We start from the raw sequence: 16,139 nt of genomic DNA on the forward strand, positions 1-16,139 counted from the left end.
TCCCCGGGGCACCGGCCTGCCGCTCACGCGTCGGTGACCGACCAGCCCGTGCTGACGCGGCCCGTGAGACCCCACTCCGGTCCGTCGGTGCGGCGATCGCTTTTTTCGAGACTGCCTCATGGGTTTCGAGATCCTGGGCAGTTGCACGGTGCGTCGAGGATCCAGAGCCCGCCGGCGCGGATGGGACGGTGTGCAATGCGGGGGCGTAATTTGCGGGGAGAGCTCGACACGTTCCTCGCCGGTCGTGAGCAGGAGCTCATCGCTTTCCGCCGGGACCTGCACATGCATCCCGAGCTCGCGTTCGCCGAATACCGCACGACGCAGCGCGTCGCCGAGCGCCTCACCGCCGCGGGGCTGGTCCCCTCGGTGCTGCCGCGCGGCACCGGCCTGCTCTGTGACGTCGGCAGCGGCGACGGCCCGACCGTGGCGCTGCGGGCCGACCTCGACGCGCTGCCCGTGCCCGACGAGAAGGACGTCCCCTACAGCTCGACGGTCCCCGGCGTGTGTCACGCCTGCGGGCACGACGTGCACACCACGATCCTGCTCGGCACCTCGCTCTTCCTCGCCCAGCAGGCCGAGGCCGGTCTGCTGCCCGGCAGGGTCCGGCTGATCTTCCAGCCCGCCGAGGAGCTTCCCGGCGGCGCGCTGGAGGTGATGGCCTCGGGCGGCATCAGCGGCGTGGACCGCATCTTCGGCCTGCACTGCGACCCCCGGCTGGACGTCGGCAAGGTCGGCCTCAAGGTCGGTCCGATCACCTCGGCCTGCGACAGGGTCACGATCCGGGTGAGCGGTCCCGGCGGGCACACCGCCAGGCCGCACCTCACCGCGGACCTCGTCTTCGCGCTCGCCAAGATCCTCACCGAGCTCCCCGCCGCGCTCTCGCGCCGGATCGACCCCCGTTCCTCGCTCAGCCTGGTCTGGGGCCGGGTCGAGGCGGGCTCGGTGGCCAACGCCATCCCGGACGACGGCGTCGCCGAGGGCACCGTGCGCTGCCTGGACGAGGCGGCCTGGCACGCGGCCCCCGACATGATCAAGTCGCTGCTCGAGTCGGTCGCCGGCGCGTACGGCGTCGAGGCCGAGATGGAGTACGTGCGCGGCGTGCCGCCGGTGGTCAACGACAAGGTGAGTGTGCAGATGCTCGCCGAGGCCGCCGAAGGCGTGCTCGGCGAGGGTGCCCCCGTGCCGACGGAGCAGAGTCTGGGCGGTGAGGACTTCGGCTGGTATCTGGAGTCCATCCCCGGCGCGTTCGCGAGGCTCGGCACCCGCGAGCCGGGGTCGGCGCACCTGGCCGACATCCACCAGGGCACCTTCGACGTGGACGAGAGCGCGATCGGCACCGGGGTACGTTTCCTCGCGGCGACCGCGCTCACCGCCCTGTGGGAGGGGCAGCGCCCCGTCGCGGGCGACACGCTCATGGCCGTGAACGCCGACAAGTAGCGGGTTCCTGACATCTAGTCAGACGAAAAGTCCGGACATATCCTGAGGAACCAGCCGATGGTCCCCGAAGAAGATCATCGGCTCCCGGGCGGACGCGCAGGCGTCGGGCCGTGGCGGACGTCCGGAGCTACCGACAGGTAACCCTGCCCGGTTTTTGGGTCACAAGGTGGCCTGAGCTGGATAACGGACCTGTTGCGGACTCATGCGTTGGTTTGGTCAACCCTGATGGACCAACTATCTTCCGTGCAGGGTTGCCGTGCGTCTCTTCGCGCGTGCACTGAAACGCGAAGGGAGTCCATCTTGCTTCAGAACCGATTCGGCAAGCTGGCCGCGACCGCACTGGCGGGCAGCATGCTCATGGGAGCTGCCGCGTGTGGTGGAAGCGAGGAACCGGCCACGTCGGCGCAGCCGAGCGGGGCCGCCAGCAGTGAGGCGTCGGCGGCGACGGGACCGAAGGTCGGTCTCGCGTACGACATCGGCGGGCGTGGCGACCAGTCGTTCAACGACTCCGCGGCGGCGGGCATCGACAAGGCCAAGGCCGAGCTGAACCTGGCCGAGGTCAGCGAGCTGGAGGCCGGTAACGGCGAGACCGAGGCGGCCAAGGAGGAGCGGCTCCGCCTGCTCGCCGACGGCGGCTTCAACCCGATCATCGCCGTGGGGTTCGCGTACTCCAACCCGGTGAAGAAGGTCGCGACCGAGTTCCCCGACGTCAAGTTCGCGATCGTCGACGACGCGGCGGCCGAGGCTCCCAACATCTCGAACCTGCTGTTCGCCGAGCACGAGGGCTCCTTCCTGGTCGGTGCCGCGGCGGCGCTGAAGAGCAAGAAGAACCACGTGGGCTTCGTCGGCGGCGTGCAGGTGCCGCTGATCAACAAGTTCGAGGCCGGATTCGCCGCGGGCGCCAAGGCCGTCAAGTCGGACGTGAAGATCGAGGTCAAGTACCTCACCCAGCCGCCGGACTTCACCGGCTTCAGTGACCCGGCCAAGGGCAAGACCGCGGCCGAGGGCATGTTCGACGCGGGCGCCGACGTGGTCTACCAGGCCGCGGGCGGCTCCGGTGGCGGCGTGTTCGAGGCGGCGAAGGCGGCCAAGGGCCTCGCCATCGGCGTCGACTCCGACCAGGCGAAGACCGCCGCCGCCGACCTGCAGAGCGTCATCATGACCTCCATGGTGAAGAAGGTCGACGTCGCCGTCTTCGACTTCCTGAAGAGCTTCACCACCAACCAGGTGAAGGCCGGCAGCACGATCTACGACCTCAAGGCCGACGGCGTCGACTACTCCACCACCGGTGGCCAGGTCGACGACATCAAGGCCCAGCTCGACGAGTACAAGCAGAAGATCATCTCCGGCGAGATCACCGTTCCGGACAAGACCTCCTGACCTGGTACTAATGAGGGGCCCGGCGGACATTTCCCCCGGGCCCTTTGTCCTACCTTGATCAACATCTGTTCCACTTTCACCACCACGTTCCGTATCGGGGCATCCGTACGGAGGAGGCCGTCATCAGCACCTCGGCACCGGCCGTCGAACTCTCGGGCATCACCAAACGATTCCCCGGCGTCGTCGCCAACCGCGACATCTCCCTTTCCGTGCGACAGGGCCACGTGCACGCCGTCGTCGGCGAGAACGGCGCGGGCAAGTCCACCCTCATGAAGATCCTGTACGGCATGCAGCGCCCGGACGAGGGGAAGATCCGCGTCAACGGCGAGGACGTGAGCTTCCGCTCCCCGGGCGAGGCGATCGCCGTGGGCATCGGCATGGTCCACCAGCACTTCATGCTGGCCGACAACCTCACCGTCCTGGAGAACGTGGTCCTCGGCAGCGAGCCCAGAAAGGGCGGGATCGCCCTCGACTTCGGCACCGCGCGAAGAAAGATCAAGGAGATCTCCGACTCGTACGGACTCGGCGTCGACCCCGACGTCACCGTCGAGGACCTGGGCGTCGGGGCCCGCCAGCGGGTGGAGATCCTGAAGGTCCTCTACCGGGGTGCCCGGATCCTCATCCTGGACGAGCCGACCGCCGTGCTCGTGCCGCAGGAGGTGAAGGAGCTCTTCGCCAACCTGCGCGAGCTGGTCCGCGAAGGGCTGACGATCATCTTCATCTCGCACAAGCTGGACGAGGTGCTCTCGGTCGCCGACGCCATCACCGTCATCCGGCGCGGCACGACCGTGGCCAGCGTGGACCCCAAGGACGTGACCGCGAGGCAGCTCGCCGAGCTGATGGTCGGCAGCGAGCTGCCCAGCCCGGAGACCCGCGAGTCCACCGTCACCGACACGGTGGCACTGTCGGTGCGCGACCTCACCGTCCTGTCCGCCGACGGCCGCCGCGTCGTGGACGACGTGGGCTTCGTGATCCGCAGGGGCGAGGTGCTCGGCATCGCCGGGGTCGAGGGCAACGGCCAGGCCGAGCTGGTCGAGGCGATCATGGGCATGCGCCCGGCCGACGGCGAGATCCGCCTCGGCGAGCACGACATCTCCGGCTGGACGACGCTGCGCCGCCGCGAGGCCGGCATCGGCTACATCCCCGAGGACCGCCACCGGCACGGCCTGCTGCTCGAGGCCCCGCTCTGGGAGAACCGGATCCTCGGCCACCAGACCAGGCGGCCCAACGTGAAGGGGCCCTGGATCGACCGCGCGGGAGCGCGAGAGGACACCCGGCGCATCGTCGAGGCGTACGACGTCCGCACCCCGGGCATCGACGTGGACGCCTCGGCCCTGTCCGGCGGCAACCAGCAGAAACTGATCGTCGGCCGGGAGATGAGCGGGGAGCCCGTCTTCCTGATCGCCTCCCACCCGACGCGCGGCGTCGACGTGGGCGCGCAGGCCGCGATCTGGGACCACCTGCGCGCAGCGCGCGCCGCGGGCCTCGCGGTCCTGCTGATCTCGGCCGACCTCGACGAGCTCATCGGCCTGTCGGACACCCTGAAGGTGATCCTGCGCGGCCGGATCGTCGCCGAGGTGGATCCCAAGGACGTGACACCCGAGCGGCTCGGTTCGGCCATGACGGGTGCTGGAGAGGCGGCATGAACACCCACGTAGCGCACACGCCCCCGGGAGCGCGCGGTATGAACCCCCAGACGCACACGCCCTCCGGGACGCGCGGGACGCGCGGCACGAACACCCAGACGGCGCACACGCACCCCGGGACGCGCGGATGAGCCGGGAAAAGTCCACCTTCGCCGACCGGTTGCTCGGCAGGGTCTCCCCGGCGGGGCTGCTCTCGCTCGCCGCCCCGCTCGTCGCCATCGCGTTCGCCGCGGCGATCACCATGGTCATTCTCTCGATCATCGGCGCCCCGCCGCTCGACACGCTGGTCAGCATGGGCGAGTACGGCATCCGGCCGCGCTCGATCGCGCTCACCCTGAACGCCGCGACCTACTTCTACCTGTCCGCGCTCGCGGTGGCGATCGGGTTCAGGATGAACCTCTTCAACATCGGCGTCGACGGCCAGTACCGTCTCGCGGCGCTCACCGCCGCGGCCGTCGGCGGCGCGGTCACCCTGCCCGCCCCGCTGCACGTCGCGCTGATCATCTTCGTCGCGGTGCTGGTCGGCGCCGGATGGGCCTCGATCGCCGCTCTGCTCAAGGTGCGGCGCGGGGTGAGCGAGGTCATCTCCACGATCATGCTGAACGCGATCGCCACCTCGCTCGGCGCCTGGCTGCTCAACAAGGAGCGCCTCGCGGTCGAGGTCGCGGGCAGCAACAACATCGGCACCAGCCCGATCGGCCCCTCCGGCCAGGTGCCCGGCCTGGCGATCATCTCCGGCACCCAGACGAAGGTGTTCGGACTGATCATCCTGTCGGTCGTGATGGGCGTCCTCTACCACGTGGTGATCAACCGGACCCGCTTCGGCTTCAACCTGCGCGCCACCGGCCGCTCGGAGTCGGCCGCGGTGGCGAGCGGCGTGAACGTCAAGCGGATGATCCTCATCTCGATGATCCTGTCCGGCGGGGTGGCGGGCCTGGTCGGCATGCCGCAGCTGCTCGGCGCCTCCTACAGCTACAGCCTGGACTTTCCTCCCGGCCTCGGCTTCACCGGCATCGCGATCGCGCTGCTCGGCCGCAACCACCCGGTCGGCATCGCGTTCGGCGCCCTGCTGTGGGCCTTCCTCGACACCTCGGCGGGCATCCTGCAGATCCAGAAGATCTCCCCGGACATCGTCACCATCATGCAGGGCACGATCGTGCTCTCGGTGATCATCGCCTACGAGCTGGTCCACCGCTACCAGATCTCCGCCGAGCAGCGCCGGGTGAGCCGCCAGCTGGCGGACGCCACCCCGACCAGGGAAGGAACGCCGGCATGAGCCAGGGCGCCCTCACCACGCCGGAGGCTCCCTTCCTGGAGCCGAAGGCCCCCGCCCGCTTCAGGGTCACCTGGCGGGTCCTGCTGCTCGCCCTCGGCGCGCTCGTCCTGCTGCTCTCGTTCACGCGGACCGTCACCGGCGCCGTCGACCTCACCTCCGCGGGAGCGATCAACGCCTCCATCGCGCTCGCCATCCCCATCGGCCTGGCCGGTCTGGGCGGCCTGTGGGCCGAGCGGGCCGGAGTGGTCAACATCGGCCTCGAAGGCATGATGATCATGGGCACCTGGTGCGGAGCCTGGGGTGCGATCCAGTTCGGCAACCCGTGGGCGGGCGTCGTCGCGGGCGCGATCGGCGGGGCCCTGGGCGGCCTGCTGCACGCGATCGCCACCGTGACGTTCGGCGTCGACCACATCATCTCCGGTGTCGCGATCACCATCCTGGGTCAGGGCGTCACCGAGTTCCTGTCCAAGGTCACCTTCGCCGAGATGCCGGGCGGCGGCGACTCCCAGTCGCCCCCGGTGCCCAAGCCCGAGGTGGTGAGCGTGCCGTGGGACCGGATCGGGGACCCGCTCAGGGCACTGGAGGCCAAGCAGTGGTTCCTGCTGTCGGACGTGGCGGGCATCCTGCGCGGCCTGACCACGAACGTCTCGCTGCTCACGATCCTGGCGATCCTGCTCGTCCCGCTCTCGTACTACCTGCTGTGGCGCACCGCGTTCGGCCTGCGCCTGCGCTCCTGCGGGGAGAGCCCGGTGGCCGCCGAGTCGCTGGGCGTGAACGTCTACACCTACAAGTACATCGCGGTGCTCGTCTCCGGCGCCCTGGCGGGCCTGGGCGGCGCGTTCCTGTCGCAGGTGGCCGCGAGCGCCTACCGCGAGGGGCAGACCGGCGGGCGCGGCTTCATCGGCCTCGCCGCCATGATCTTCGGTAACTGGCGGCCGGGCGGGCTGGCCGGCGGCGCCGTGCTGTTCGGCTACACCGACGCGCTCCAGCTGCGCAGGGGCGGCGAGTCGGTGCACGCGCTGCTGCTCGTGGTGACGATCCTGCTCGTCGGGGTCGCCGTCTACCAGCTCGTACGGCAGAACCGGACGCGGGCCGCGCTGATCACCGGGGTCGCAGCGGTCGCCGTGTTCGTCGTGTTCGCGCTGACCGACAGCGTTCCCTCGGAGTTCACCTCCGCCACCCCGCACATCACCACGCTGCTGGTGCTCTCGCTGGCGGCGCAGCGGCTCCGCGCGCCTGCGGCGATCGGCCTGACGTACCGCAGGGGACAGAGTAAGTGATCGTGACACGCGCACCTCACGAGCGAATCTGATTCGATGGGCACCGAGATGAGCAGCGAAGCGAACACCGGCCCGACCGGTGAGCAGGGCATTCCGGACACTGAGCCGGGCGGCGGCCAGGGCATCGACTGGGCGGCGCTGAAGGCCGAGGCCGTACGGGCGATGGGGCACGCCTACGCCCCCTACTCCAAGTTCCCCGTCGGCGCCGCCGCGCTGGTGGACGACGGGCGGATCGTGTCCGGCTGCAACGTCGAGAACGCCTCCTACGGCATCGGGCTGTGCGCCGAGTGCGGGCTGGTGTCCTCGCTCCAGGCCACCGGCGGCGGCCGTCTCGTCGCGTTCACCTGCGTCGACGGGCATGAGGAGCTCCTCATGCCGTGCGGCAGGTGCCGCCAGCTGCTGTACGAGTTCGGCGGCCCCGAACTGCTGCTGGAGACCATCGACGGCCCGAAGCCGATGGCGGAGATCCTGCCCTACGCCTTCGGGCCCCACGACCTGAGCCGGGGAGCCTGAACATGGACGCCATCGACGTCATCGTCACCAAGCGGGACGGCAGGGAGCTGTCGGCCGAGCAGATCGACTGGGCGATCGACGCCTACACCAAGGGCGTCGTCGCCGACGAGCAGATGTCCGCGCTCGCGATGGCGATCCTGCTCAACGGCATGAACCGGCGGGAGATCGCCGAGTGGACCCAGGCCATGATCCGTTCCGGGGCGAGGATGGACTGGTCGTCGCTGCCGGGACCCACCACCGACAAGCACTCCACCGGCGGTGTCGGCGACAAGATCACGCTGCCGCTCGCGCCGCTCGTCGCCGCGTGCGGGGGATACGTCCCCCAGCTGTCCGGCAGGGGACTCGGTCACACCGGCGGCACCCTGGACAAACTGGAGTCCATCCCCGGCTGGCGGGCGTCGCTGTCCACCGACGAGATGCTCGACGTACTCGGCAAGGCCGGAGCGGTCGTCTGCGCGGCGGGCGACGGTCTCGCCCCCGCCGACAAGAAGCTCTACGCCCTCCGCGACGTCACGGGCACCGTCGAGGCGATCCCGCTGATCGCCTCCTCGATCATGTCGAAGAAGATCGCGGAGGGCACCGGCGCGCTCGTGCTGGACGTGAAGGTCGGCTCGGGGGCCTTCATGAAGAACGTGGAGCAGGCCCGCGAGCTGGCCACGACCATGGTCGAGCTCGGCACCGACGCCGGGGTCGAGACGGTCGCGCTGCTGACCGCGATGGACCGGCCGCTGGGCCGGGCGGTGGGCAACGCCCTGGAGGTCGTCGAGTCGGTGGAGGTGCTCGCCGGAGGCGGACCCGCCGACGTGGTCGAGCTGACCGTACGGCTGGCGCGGGAGATGCTCCAGGCCGCGAGCATCTCCGGCGGCAAGGACCCCGAGACCGCCCTCGCGGACGGCTCCGCGATGGACGTCTGGCGCCGGATGATCACCGCACAGGGCGGCGACCCCGACGCCCCGCTGCCCAGGGCCGCCGAGACCATGGAGATCACCGTTCCCTCCTCGGGCGTGCTGTCCCGGCTCGACGCGTACGGCGTGGGCCTGGCGGCCTGGCGGCTCGGCGCGGGCCGGGAGCGCAAGGAGGACCCGGTGTCGTTCGGCGCGGGCATCGTGCTGCACGCCAAGCCCGGGGACCCGGTCCGCGAGGGGCAGCCGCTGATGACGCTGCACGCCGACGAGACCTCGCGCTTCGAGCGGGCGCTCGCCGCCCTCGAAGGCGCCTACACCGTCGGCGAGACCACCGACCCCGGCCTGCTGCCGCTGGTGATCGACCGCATCACCGCCTGACGTCCGGTACGTCCTCGCGTCCGGAACGCCTCCGCCGCCAGGGGGACGTCGCGGTGCTTGACTCCTACCTCGACAAGATGTCACGATCCGGCGAGGGCGCATGTGGTCGGCCGGAGGGTGAACCTCTTCGGGGATCTGAGCATCTAACGGGGCAGGAGGCTCATCATGAACCGCACCCTCGTTCCTCTCGCGCTCGTCCCCGTGCTCCTGTTCGCGGCCGGCTGCGGCTCGGCCACGCAGACCGCGACCCCGTCCCCGGCGGACACGCCGACCCCGTCCCCGGCGGACACGCCGACCACGGCCCCGGCGGATCCGTCCTCCACTTCGACCACCGCGTCCCCCACACCTTCCGCCGCCACCGCAGCCCTCCTTCCTCCGACGAGCACCAAGGAGATCGAGGTCGACCGCGCCATCTCCACCCAGCCGATCGTCACCGGGGCCCGGTTCGCCCAGCACCAGGGGTTCGACCGGGTGGTGATAGATCTCAAGGGCGAGCTGCCGGGCTACCGGGCACGGTGGGTCTCCGAACTCGTCCAGGACGGCTCGGGAGACAAGGTCGACGTCAAGGGCGGCGCCTACCTGCAACTGACGATCACCCCGGCCGTCGCGCACACCGAGGCGGGCCAGTCCACCTGGAAGGGCGGCCCGATCTTCCAGGCCCAGTTGGGCAACGTCCAGAACGTGGTCAAGGTCGGCGATTTCGAGGGCGTGGTGAGCGTGGGCGTCGTCCTCGACCGCAAGGCGCCGTTCCGGGTCCTGGAGCAGAAGAGCCCGAACCGGCTGGTCGTCGACATCTCACACTGAGAGCGCCGGGGAACCGGGTGGCGCACGGCCCCGAGACCGGGTGACAGACTGGTCTGATGGTACGCAAAATCGACAGCGCGACACGGATTCCCGTCCCCGGTGGCAAGACGATCGACGAATACGTCGGTCTGGCCAACAGCGGCGACCCTCGGATCTCGATCGCGTACATGAAGGCCCCGGCCGGGTGGGACGAACCCGCCCAGACGCCGGAGTTCGCCGAATACACGCTGGTGCTCAAGGGCGCCGTCATCGTGGAGCACGACGAGGGCACGACCGAGGTCGGTGTGGGGCAGGCGTTCCTGTGCGAGCCGGGGGAGCGGATCCGCTACAGCTCCGGTCCAGACGGCGCCGAGTACATCGCCGTCTGCCTTCCGGCCTTCTCCCCGGAGACCGTCAACCGCGAGGGTGAGTGAAGGGGCGGCACCCGATGACGGTTCGTCGCGCGTCGATCCTGTTGTCTCCGTACCGGGATCGACGCTGTGGCCTCTCGCGGTCCCCCGCGCGGGACACCCGTATGAACATTCCCAGGCCAGGCCGTGACGGCGCCTTCGCGCAGACCGACCGGTCAGGCCCCTGACGGTAAGGTTGCCGAATGAGTCAGCTACCCACTTTCGAGCAGATCCGCCTGGCTCCGAAGGTGTTGCTCCACGATCACCTCGATGGTGGCCTTCGGCCGGAGACCATCATCGATCTGGCCCGCGAGTCGGGCTACGACAGGTTGCCCGCGACCGAGACGGAGAGTCTGCGCGCCTGGTTCAGGGAGTCCGCCGACTCCGGCTCGCTGGAGCGCTACCTGGAGACCTTCGACCACACGGTCGGCGTCATGCAGACGCGCGAGGCGCTGGTGAGGGTCGCCGCCGAGTGCGCCGAGGACCTGGCGAACGACGGCGTCGTCTACGCCGAGGTGCGTTACGCGCCCGAGCAGCACACCTCCGCGGGCCTGAGCCTCGAAGAGGTCATCGAGGCCGTGCAGGAGGGCTTCGACACCGGTTCGGCGGGCCGTGGCATCCGGGTGGGCACGCTGCTCACCGCGATGCGCCACCAGGCCAGGTCCATGGAGATCGCCGAACTCGCGGTCCGCTACCGCGACGCCGGGGTGGCGGGGTTCGACATCGCCGGAGCGGAGGCGGGCTACCCTCCCACCCGCCACCTCGACGCCTTCGAATACCTCCAGCGGGAGAACGCCCACTTCACCATCCACGCGGGCGAGGCGTTCGGCCTGCCGTCGATCTGGCAGGCGATCCAGTGGTGCGGCGCCGACCGGCTCGGTCACGGTGTCCGGATCATCGACGACATCTCCGTCCAGGACGACGCCGAGCCCAAGCTGGGCCGCCTGGCGGCCTACGTCCGTGACAAGCGCATCCCCCTGGAGATGTGCCCAACGTCCAATCTGCAGACCGGTGCGGCGGCCTCCATCGCCGAGCACCCGATCGGCCTGCTGCGCCGCCTGAACTTCCGGGTCACGGTCAACACCGACAACCGGCTGATGAGCGGTACGTCCGTCTCCGAGGAGTTCGCCAAGCTGTCGGAGGCGTTCGGCTACGGCTGGGACGACATGCAGTGGTTCACCGTCAACGCCATGAAGTCGGCGTTCCTGCCGTTCGACGAGCGCCTGTCGCTCATCAACGGCGTCATCAAGCCCGGGTTCGCCCGCCTCAAGTGGCAGGTGTGAACGGGCTCGCCCGAGTGAAGTGAGCTTTTCCGATGAAGCAGGTGTTCCGCTCCAACCTCGCGATGATCGTCGGCTGGGTCTGGATGGCCTTCGCCGCGGTCAACGCGGTCGATCTGGTCGTCCGCTACAGCGGGCGGATGTCGATGATCGCCGCGGCGGTGCTGGCGGTGCTGACCGCGCTGGTCTTCGTCGGCTGCCTGCGCCCGGCGATCCTCCTCACCGAGGAGGGCGTCCACGTCCGCAACCCGCTGAGAAACGCCTTCGTGCCCTGGCTGGGCGTGGACGAGGTCACGGTCTCCCACTCGATCACGATCACCTCCGGCGATGAGAGCATCCGCTGCTGGGTGCCGCAGACCTCCGCCCGCGAGCGGGCGGCGGCCGCGCGCAGGGGGAGGGCCGCGGCCACGCCCGCCCGGGGGCGCTTCAGGACCGAGCCGGTCCGCTCGAAGGCCGAGCAGGCCGCCGCCGAGGCGCTGGCGGGCAGGACCCACGCCGACTGGGTGGCCGAGCAGATCACCGAACGCGCGGAATCCGCCAGGCGCGCGGCCTCACTCGCCGCGACCACGAAGGACGACGCGACCGGGCCGGGGGCGGCGACCGAGGGTAGCGGCGGAACCGGAGCCGAGCCCGGAACGGGTGCTGTGTCCGAGGCGGGCGTCGTGTCCGAGGCCGGAGCCGCGCCTGAGGAGGGCGTCATACCTGAAGCCGGTGCCGCGTCCGAAGCGGGTGCCGCGCCCGGAACCGGCGGGCTCACGATCACCTGGTCGCCGGGCGCCCTGGCCGCGCTGGCCGCCGCCGCCCTGCTGGTGATCGCGGCCTTCCTCGCCTGACGGGGTCGGAGGCCGGGAGCCGTGATGGGGTCAGCGGCCGGGAGTCCTGGCCGGGTCAGAGGCCGAGGGCCTCGGTGAGGTCGGCCTTCAGTGCTTCGAGATCCCGCACCGCCCGCGTGCGGGCCTCGGAGACCTCGCCGGTCACCGGGACCACGACCTCCAGGTAGCACTTGAGCTTGGGCTCGGTCCCCGAAGGGCGGACGACGACCCGGGCTCCTCCCGCCAGGTGGTAGCGAAGGCCGTCGGTGGGCGGCAGCCCGCCCGCGCCGAGGCTCAGGTCGTCGGCGGCCTCGACCTCGCGACCGCCGAGCCGCGCGGGCGGCGCGTCCCGCAGGCGGGACATGGCCCCGGTGATCAGCGACAGGTCGGCCACCCGGAAGGACAGCTGGGAGGTGGCGTGCAGGCCGTGACGGCGGGCCAGGTCGTCCAGGAGATCGAGCAGGCCGCGACCCTCCAGCTTCGCCTGCGCGGCGATCCCGGCCACGGTCAGCGCCGCGCCGATGCCGTCCTTGTCGTGCACGGGCAGTCCGAGGTCGGAGCCGATGCTGTATCCCAGCGCCTCCTCGTACCCGAACCGCAGGCCCTCGCCTGCCTTCATGATCCACTTGAAGCCGGTGAGGGTCTCGGCGCAGCGCACCCCGTACTCGGCGGCGATCTTGCCGAGCAGGGACGACGACACGATGGTGGTCGCCACCAGGCGGCCGTCACCCGAGGTCCGCCGGATCACGTGCTCGCCCAGCAGGGCACCCACCTCGTCGCCGGTCAGCATCCGGTAGCCGCCGCCGGGCAGCGGCACGCCCACCGCGCAGCGGTCCGCGTCGGGGTCGTTGGCCAGCACCAGGTCCGCGCCGACGCGTTCGGCGAGCTCCAGGGCGAGGTCCATCGCGCCCGGCTCCTCCGGGTTGGGGAAGGCGACGGTGGGGAAGTCGGGGTCGGGCGCGGCCTGTGCCTCGACGGTCGTGGGCGCGTCGAACCCCGCGGCGGCGAAGGCCCGGGCCAAGGTGTCGCCGCCCACACCGTGCAGCGGGGTGTACGCCACCCGCAGCTCGCGGGCGTCACCGATCGGGAGCGCGGTCACCGCCTCCAGATAGGCGTCCACGACGCCGTCGTCCAGCTCGTTCCACGCCGGGTCGCCGGGGGAGCCGAGGGGCAGCTCGGAGACGGGCCCCGTCGCGTCGATGGCGGCGGAGATCTCGGCGTCGACCGGCGGCACGATCTGGGAGCCGTCGCCCCAGTAGACCTTGTAGCCGTTGTCGCGGGGCGGGTTGTGGCTGGCGGTGACGGTCACGCCCGCGTCGGCGCCGAGGTGGCGGACGGCGAAGGCGAGCACGGGGGTGGGCAGCGGCCGGGGGAGGACCGAGGCGCGCAGCCCGGCCCCGGTGAGCACGGCCGCGGTGTCGTGGGCGAAGGCGTCCGACTTGTGCCGGGCGTCGTAGCCGATCACGACGTGTTTGCCGGGGCCGAGTACGCGGGCGAGCCCGGCCGCGGCGCGCATGACCGTCACCCGGTTCATCCGGTTGGGGCCGGCGCCCAGCTCGCCCCGAAGCCCTGCGGTGCCGAACTCCAGCCGGGAGCCGAACCGCTCGCGCAGCGCGTCGCCGTCACCGCTCTCCAACAGCTTCTTCAGCTCCGCGCGCGTGTCGGGGTCGGGGTCCTGGGCGAGCCAGGAACGGGCGAGCCCCGCGAGATCGCTGCTCATCGTCACCTCCCGGGTCACAGCTTGCCGACGACGCCGGCCAGCAGGCCGCCCATGCGCGCGGCGGTGGCGCGACCGACCTCCAGCACCTCCTCGTGGTTGAGCGGCTCGCCCACCAGTCCGGCGCCCGGGTTCGTGACCAGGGAGATGCCCAGCACCTCGGCACCGCCCTCGCGGGCCGCGATCGCCTCGAGCACGGTGGACATGCCGACCATGTCGCCGCCGAGGATGCGGCACATGCGAACCTCGGCCGGAGTCTCGTACGTCGGGCCGCGGAAGGCCACGTAGACGCCCTCTTTCAGCGAAGGGTCGGCCTCGCGGGCCAGTTCGCGCAGGCGCGGGGTGTAGACGTCGGTGAGGTCGACGAAGGTGGCGCCGGTGATCGGGCTGGCGCCGGTCAGGTTGATGTGGTCACTGATCAGCACCGCCTCGCCGACCTCCTGGGTCTCGGGGCGCAGGCCCCCGGCGGCGTTGGTCAGCACGACCGTGCCCACCCCGGCCTTGATCGCGGTCCGTACGCCGTGCACGACCGGGTCCACGCCGCGGCCCTCGTAGAGGTGGGTACGGCCCAGGAAGATCAGTGCGTTCTTGCCCGACTCGGTTCGTACGGCGCGGATCCGGCCCGCATGGCCCTGCACGGCGGGCGGCGCGAAGCCGGGCAGATCGGTCACCGGGACCTCGGCGACCGTCTCACCGATCACGTCGGCGGCCGGGACCCAGCCGGAGCCCATCACCAGCGCGACATCGAAGGAGTCCACGCCGACGGCGCTTCTCAGCGCGTTCGCGGCGTCGGTGGCGAGTGCATACGGGTCATTGGTCACGTCAGTGAGCGTACCGGTCGTTCGCCTTCACACAGCGTTGTGTCCGCTGCTCAGGGGGAGTGCACGATCCCTCCCCTGCTCAAGTCCGTCTCCTCCTCGGATCCGTTTCCCGCTCAGGCCCGTCCCCGCCCGGCGGAGGGGGTGACGCGTCCGGGCCGCCCAGTGAAGGACGCGACGCGCCCGGGACGTTCAGCCGAGCCCGGTGACGGCCACCGAGACCAGGCCGACCGCCGCTCCGGCCGCGATCAACCACGCCGAGTTCAGCTTCGTCCTCCACAGCACGAGCAGTGTTCCCGCGGTGAGCGCCCAGGTGAGCGGATCGACCAGGGAGATGCGCCCGAGCTGGAACGCGACTCCGGCCATCAGGGCGAGCGAGGCGGCGTTCACCCCGTCGAGCAGCGCGCTCGACCAGGTCCTCGCCCTGATCCGGTCGGTGATCTTGGTGAGCAGCCCGACCAGCAGGAAGCTCGGCAGGAAGATCGCGACGGTGGCGACGATCGCGCCGGGGACCCCGGCGATCAGGTAGCCGACGAAGGTGGCCGTGGTGAACACCGGACCGGGGGTGAACTGGCCGATCGAGACGGCGTCGGTGAGCTGGGTGCTGGTGAGCCAGCCGAGCCGATGGACGAAGTCGCCCTCCAGGAAGGCGAGCAGGACGTAGCCGCTCCCGTACAGGACGGCCCCGATCTTGAGCATGGTGAGGAAGAGCCGGAGCAACTGGTCGGGGTCCTGGCCACCGGTGAGGACCAGCGGTGCGGCCAGCAGCGCCCGCGCGCCGTTCCCGTGAGGTTTCTCACCCGGCCCGCGCGGGCGGGAGCGCCAAGCGGAGGCCGTCCGCACCGCCACGGTCAACAGGGCTCCGGCGGCGAGCAGGAGCAGCTCGTTCACGCCGAGCAGGTAGGCCGTCAGGACACCCACGGCCAGGATCCACAGATAGGTGGTCCCCAGCGCGGTACGGACCAGGGAGAGCAGGGCCCAGATGATGATCGCGATGACGACGGGCCTGATGCCGTAAAGGATCCCGCTCACCGCAGGGGTGTGGCCGTAGTGGACGTACAGGGCCGCGAGCGTGCCGACCATGAGCGCGGCGGGCAGGATGAAACAGACCCCGGCCGACACCAGGCCGCGCCACCCGGCGCGGTCGTGGCCGATGTGGATGGCCAGCTCGGTGGAGTTGGGGCCGGGGATGAGGTTGGTCGCGCCGATCAGATCGAGGAAACGCTGCTCGGTCAGCCAGCCGCGCCGCCGTACCACCTCGTCGTGCATCATCGCGATGTGCGCCGCGGGTCCTCCGAAGGCGATGACGCCCAGCCGCAGGAACAGCCAGGTCACCTCGCGCAGGGATGAACCGCGCCCGGTTTCGCCATCTTCGGGAGGTACGTCATTCACCAGGGAATCATGACATTTTTCCAGGTGAAGGCGGGGTGGCCTCCAGGTTAACTCCACCCCCCGCGCGTGCCCGCGTGCGGCGAACTCGTTCGAGCGGGTCAGGCTCGGTCAG

General features: G+C 70.7%; 14 protein-coding genes. 11 read left to right on the plus strand and 3 right to left on the minus strand.

Annotation, left to right across the window (positions count from 1 at the left end; genetic code table 11):
• Positions 1–195: 195 nt before the first annotated feature.
• The 11 genes from ACFY3V_RS16530 to ACFY3V_RS16580 all read left to right on the plus strand — a co-directional run bounded on the left by ACFY3V_RS16530 (position 196) and on the right by ACFY3V_RS16580 (position 12,121).
• Positions 196–1,437, plus strand: a complete 1,242-nt coding sequence (locus ACFY3V_RS16530) for a M20 family metallopeptidase (RefSeq protein WP_362896191.1) — start codon at positions 196–198, stop codon at positions 1,435–1,437.
• A gap of 300 nt (positions 1,438–1,737) precedes the next feature.
• Complete coding sequence (locus tag ACFY3V_RS16535; RefSeq protein ID WP_362896193.1) at positions 1,738–2,817, plus strand: BMP family ABC transporter substrate-binding protein; 1,080 nt, start codon at positions 1,738–1,740, stop codon at positions 2,815–2,817.
• 122 nt (positions 2,818–2,939) lie between these two features.
• On the plus strand, positions 2,940–4,463 hold the full coding sequence (locus ACFY3V_RS16540; RefSeq protein ID WP_362896417.1) for an ABC transporter ATP-binding protein: 1,524 nt from the start codon (positions 2,940–2,942) through the stop codon (positions 4,461–4,463).
• 127 nt (positions 4,464–4,590) lie between these two features.
• Entirely contained in the window at positions 4,591–5,739 is a 1,149-nt protein-coding gene (locus tag ACFY3V_RS16545) for an ABC transporter permease (protein WP_362896195.1), read from the plus strand.
• Positions 5,736–7,019: an ABC transporter permease gene (locus ACFY3V_RS16550; RefSeq protein ID WP_362896197.1), complete on the plus strand. Its 1,284-nt coding sequence runs from the start codon at positions 5,736–5,738 to the stop codon at positions 7,017–7,019. Before ACFY3V_RS16545 ends, ACFY3V_RS16550 begins: the two co-directional genes overlap by 4 nt.
• A 36-nt stretch (positions 7,020–7,055) precedes the next feature.
• Positions 7,056–7,532, plus strand: coding sequence for a cytidine deaminase (locus tag ACFY3V_RS16555; protein WP_389774020.1), 477 nt, complete (start codon positions 7,056–7,058; stop codon positions 7,530–7,532).
• A 2-nt stretch (positions 7,533–7,534) separates the two neighbouring features.
• A complete protein-coding gene (locus tag ACFY3V_RS16560; protein WP_389774023.1) occupies positions 7,535–8,815 on the plus strand; it encodes a thymidine phosphorylase in 1,281 nt (426 codons plus the stop codon).
• A 165-nt stretch (positions 8,816–8,980) separates the two neighbouring features.
• Positions 8,981–9,619: a hypothetical protein gene (locus ACFY3V_RS16565; RefSeq protein ID WP_389774026.1), complete on the plus strand. Its 639-nt coding sequence runs from the start codon at positions 8,981–8,983 to the stop codon at positions 9,617–9,619.
• 56 nt (positions 9,620–9,675) lie between these two features.
• A complete protein-coding gene (locus ACFY3V_RS16570; RefSeq protein WP_389774029.1) occupies positions 9,676–10,032 on the plus strand; it encodes a cupin domain-containing protein in 357 nt (118 codons plus the stop codon).
• A 179-nt stretch (positions 10,033–10,211) separates the two neighbouring features.
• A complete protein-coding gene (locus tag ACFY3V_RS16575; protein ID WP_389774032.1) occupies positions 10,212–11,291 on the plus strand; it encodes an adenosine deaminase in 1,080 nt (359 codons plus the stop codon).
• 32 nt (positions 11,292–11,323) lie between these two features.
• Positions 11,324–12,121, plus strand: coding sequence for a hypothetical protein (locus tag ACFY3V_RS16580; protein ID WP_362896209.1), 798 nt, complete (start codon positions 11,324–11,326; stop codon positions 12,119–12,121).
• A 55-nt stretch (positions 12,122–12,176) separates the two neighbouring features.
• Here the strand turns inward: ACFY3V_RS16580 and ACFY3V_RS16585 are convergent, their stop codons facing one another.
• The 3 genes from ACFY3V_RS16585 to chrA all read right to left on the minus strand — a co-directional run bounded on the left by ACFY3V_RS16585 (position 12,177) and on the right by chrA (position 16,027).
• Positions 12,177–13,820, minus strand: coding sequence for a phospho-sugar mutase (locus ACFY3V_RS16585; protein ID WP_389774036.1), 1,644 nt, complete (start codon positions 13,818–13,820; stop codon positions 12,177–12,179).
• 14 nt (positions 13,821–13,834) lie between these two features.
• Positions 13,835–14,638 carry a purine-nucleoside phosphorylase gene (locus ACFY3V_RS16590; RefSeq protein ID WP_362896213.1) on the minus strand — a complete coding sequence of 268 codons (804 nt, stop codon included), beginning with the start codon at positions 14,636–14,638 and terminating at the stop codon, positions 13,835–13,837.
• 189 nt (positions 14,639–14,827) lie between these two features.
• Positions 14,828–16,027, minus strand: coding sequence for a chromate efflux transporter (gene chrA / locus ACFY3V_RS16595; protein ID WP_362896215.1), 1,200 nt, complete (start codon positions 16,025–16,027; stop codon positions 14,828–14,830).
• Positions 16,028–16,139 lie beyond the last annotated feature (112 nt).

It is taken from the genome of Streptosporangium sp. NPDC000095 (assembly GCF_042899335.1).
Classification (GTDB): Bacteria; Actinomycetota; Actinomycetes; order Streptosporangiales; family Streptosporangiaceae; genus Streptosporangium.

Bases quoted from the DNA above. Each gene is read 5' to 3' on its own strand.
- ACFY3V_RS16530 (WP_362896191.1), top strand. From the start codon at position 196: ATGCGGGGGCGTAATTTGCGGGGAGAGCTCGACACGTTCCTCGCCGGT.
- ACFY3V_RS16545 (WP_362896195.1), top strand. From the start codon at position 4,591: ATGAGCCGGGAAAAGTCCACCTTCGCCGACCGGTTGCTCGGCAGGGTC.
- ACFY3V_RS16550 (WP_362896197.1), top strand. From the start codon at position 5,736: ATGAGCCAGGGCGCCCTCACCACGCCGGAGGCTCCCTTCCTGGAGCCG.
- ACFY3V_RS16555 (WP_389774020.1), top strand. From the start codon at position 7,056: ATGGGCACCGAGATGAGCAGCGAAGCGAACACCGGCCCGACCGGTGAG.
- ACFY3V_RS16560 (WP_389774023.1), top strand. From the start codon at position 7,535: ATGGACGCCATCGACGTCATCGTCACCAAGCGGGACGGCAGGGAGCTG.
- ACFY3V_RS16565 (WP_389774026.1), top strand. From the start codon at position 8,981: ATGAACCGCACCCTCGTTCCTCTCGCGCTCGTCCCCGTGCTCCTGTTC.
- ACFY3V_RS16570 (WP_389774029.1), top strand. From the start codon at position 9,676: ATGGTACGCAAAATCGACAGCGCGACACGGATTCCCGTCCCCGGTGGC.
- ACFY3V_RS16575 (WP_389774032.1), top strand. From the start codon at position 10,212: ATGAGTCAGCTACCCACTTTCGAGCAGATCCGCCTGGCTCCGAAGGTG.
- ACFY3V_RS16580 (WP_362896209.1), top strand. From the start codon at position 11,324: ATGAAGCAGGTGTTCCGCTCCAACCTCGCGATGATCGTCGGCTGGGTC.
- ACFY3V_RS16585 (WP_389774036.1), bottom strand. From the start codon at position 13,820: ATGAGCAGCGATCTCGCGGGGCTCGCCCGTTCCTGGCTCGCCCAGGAC.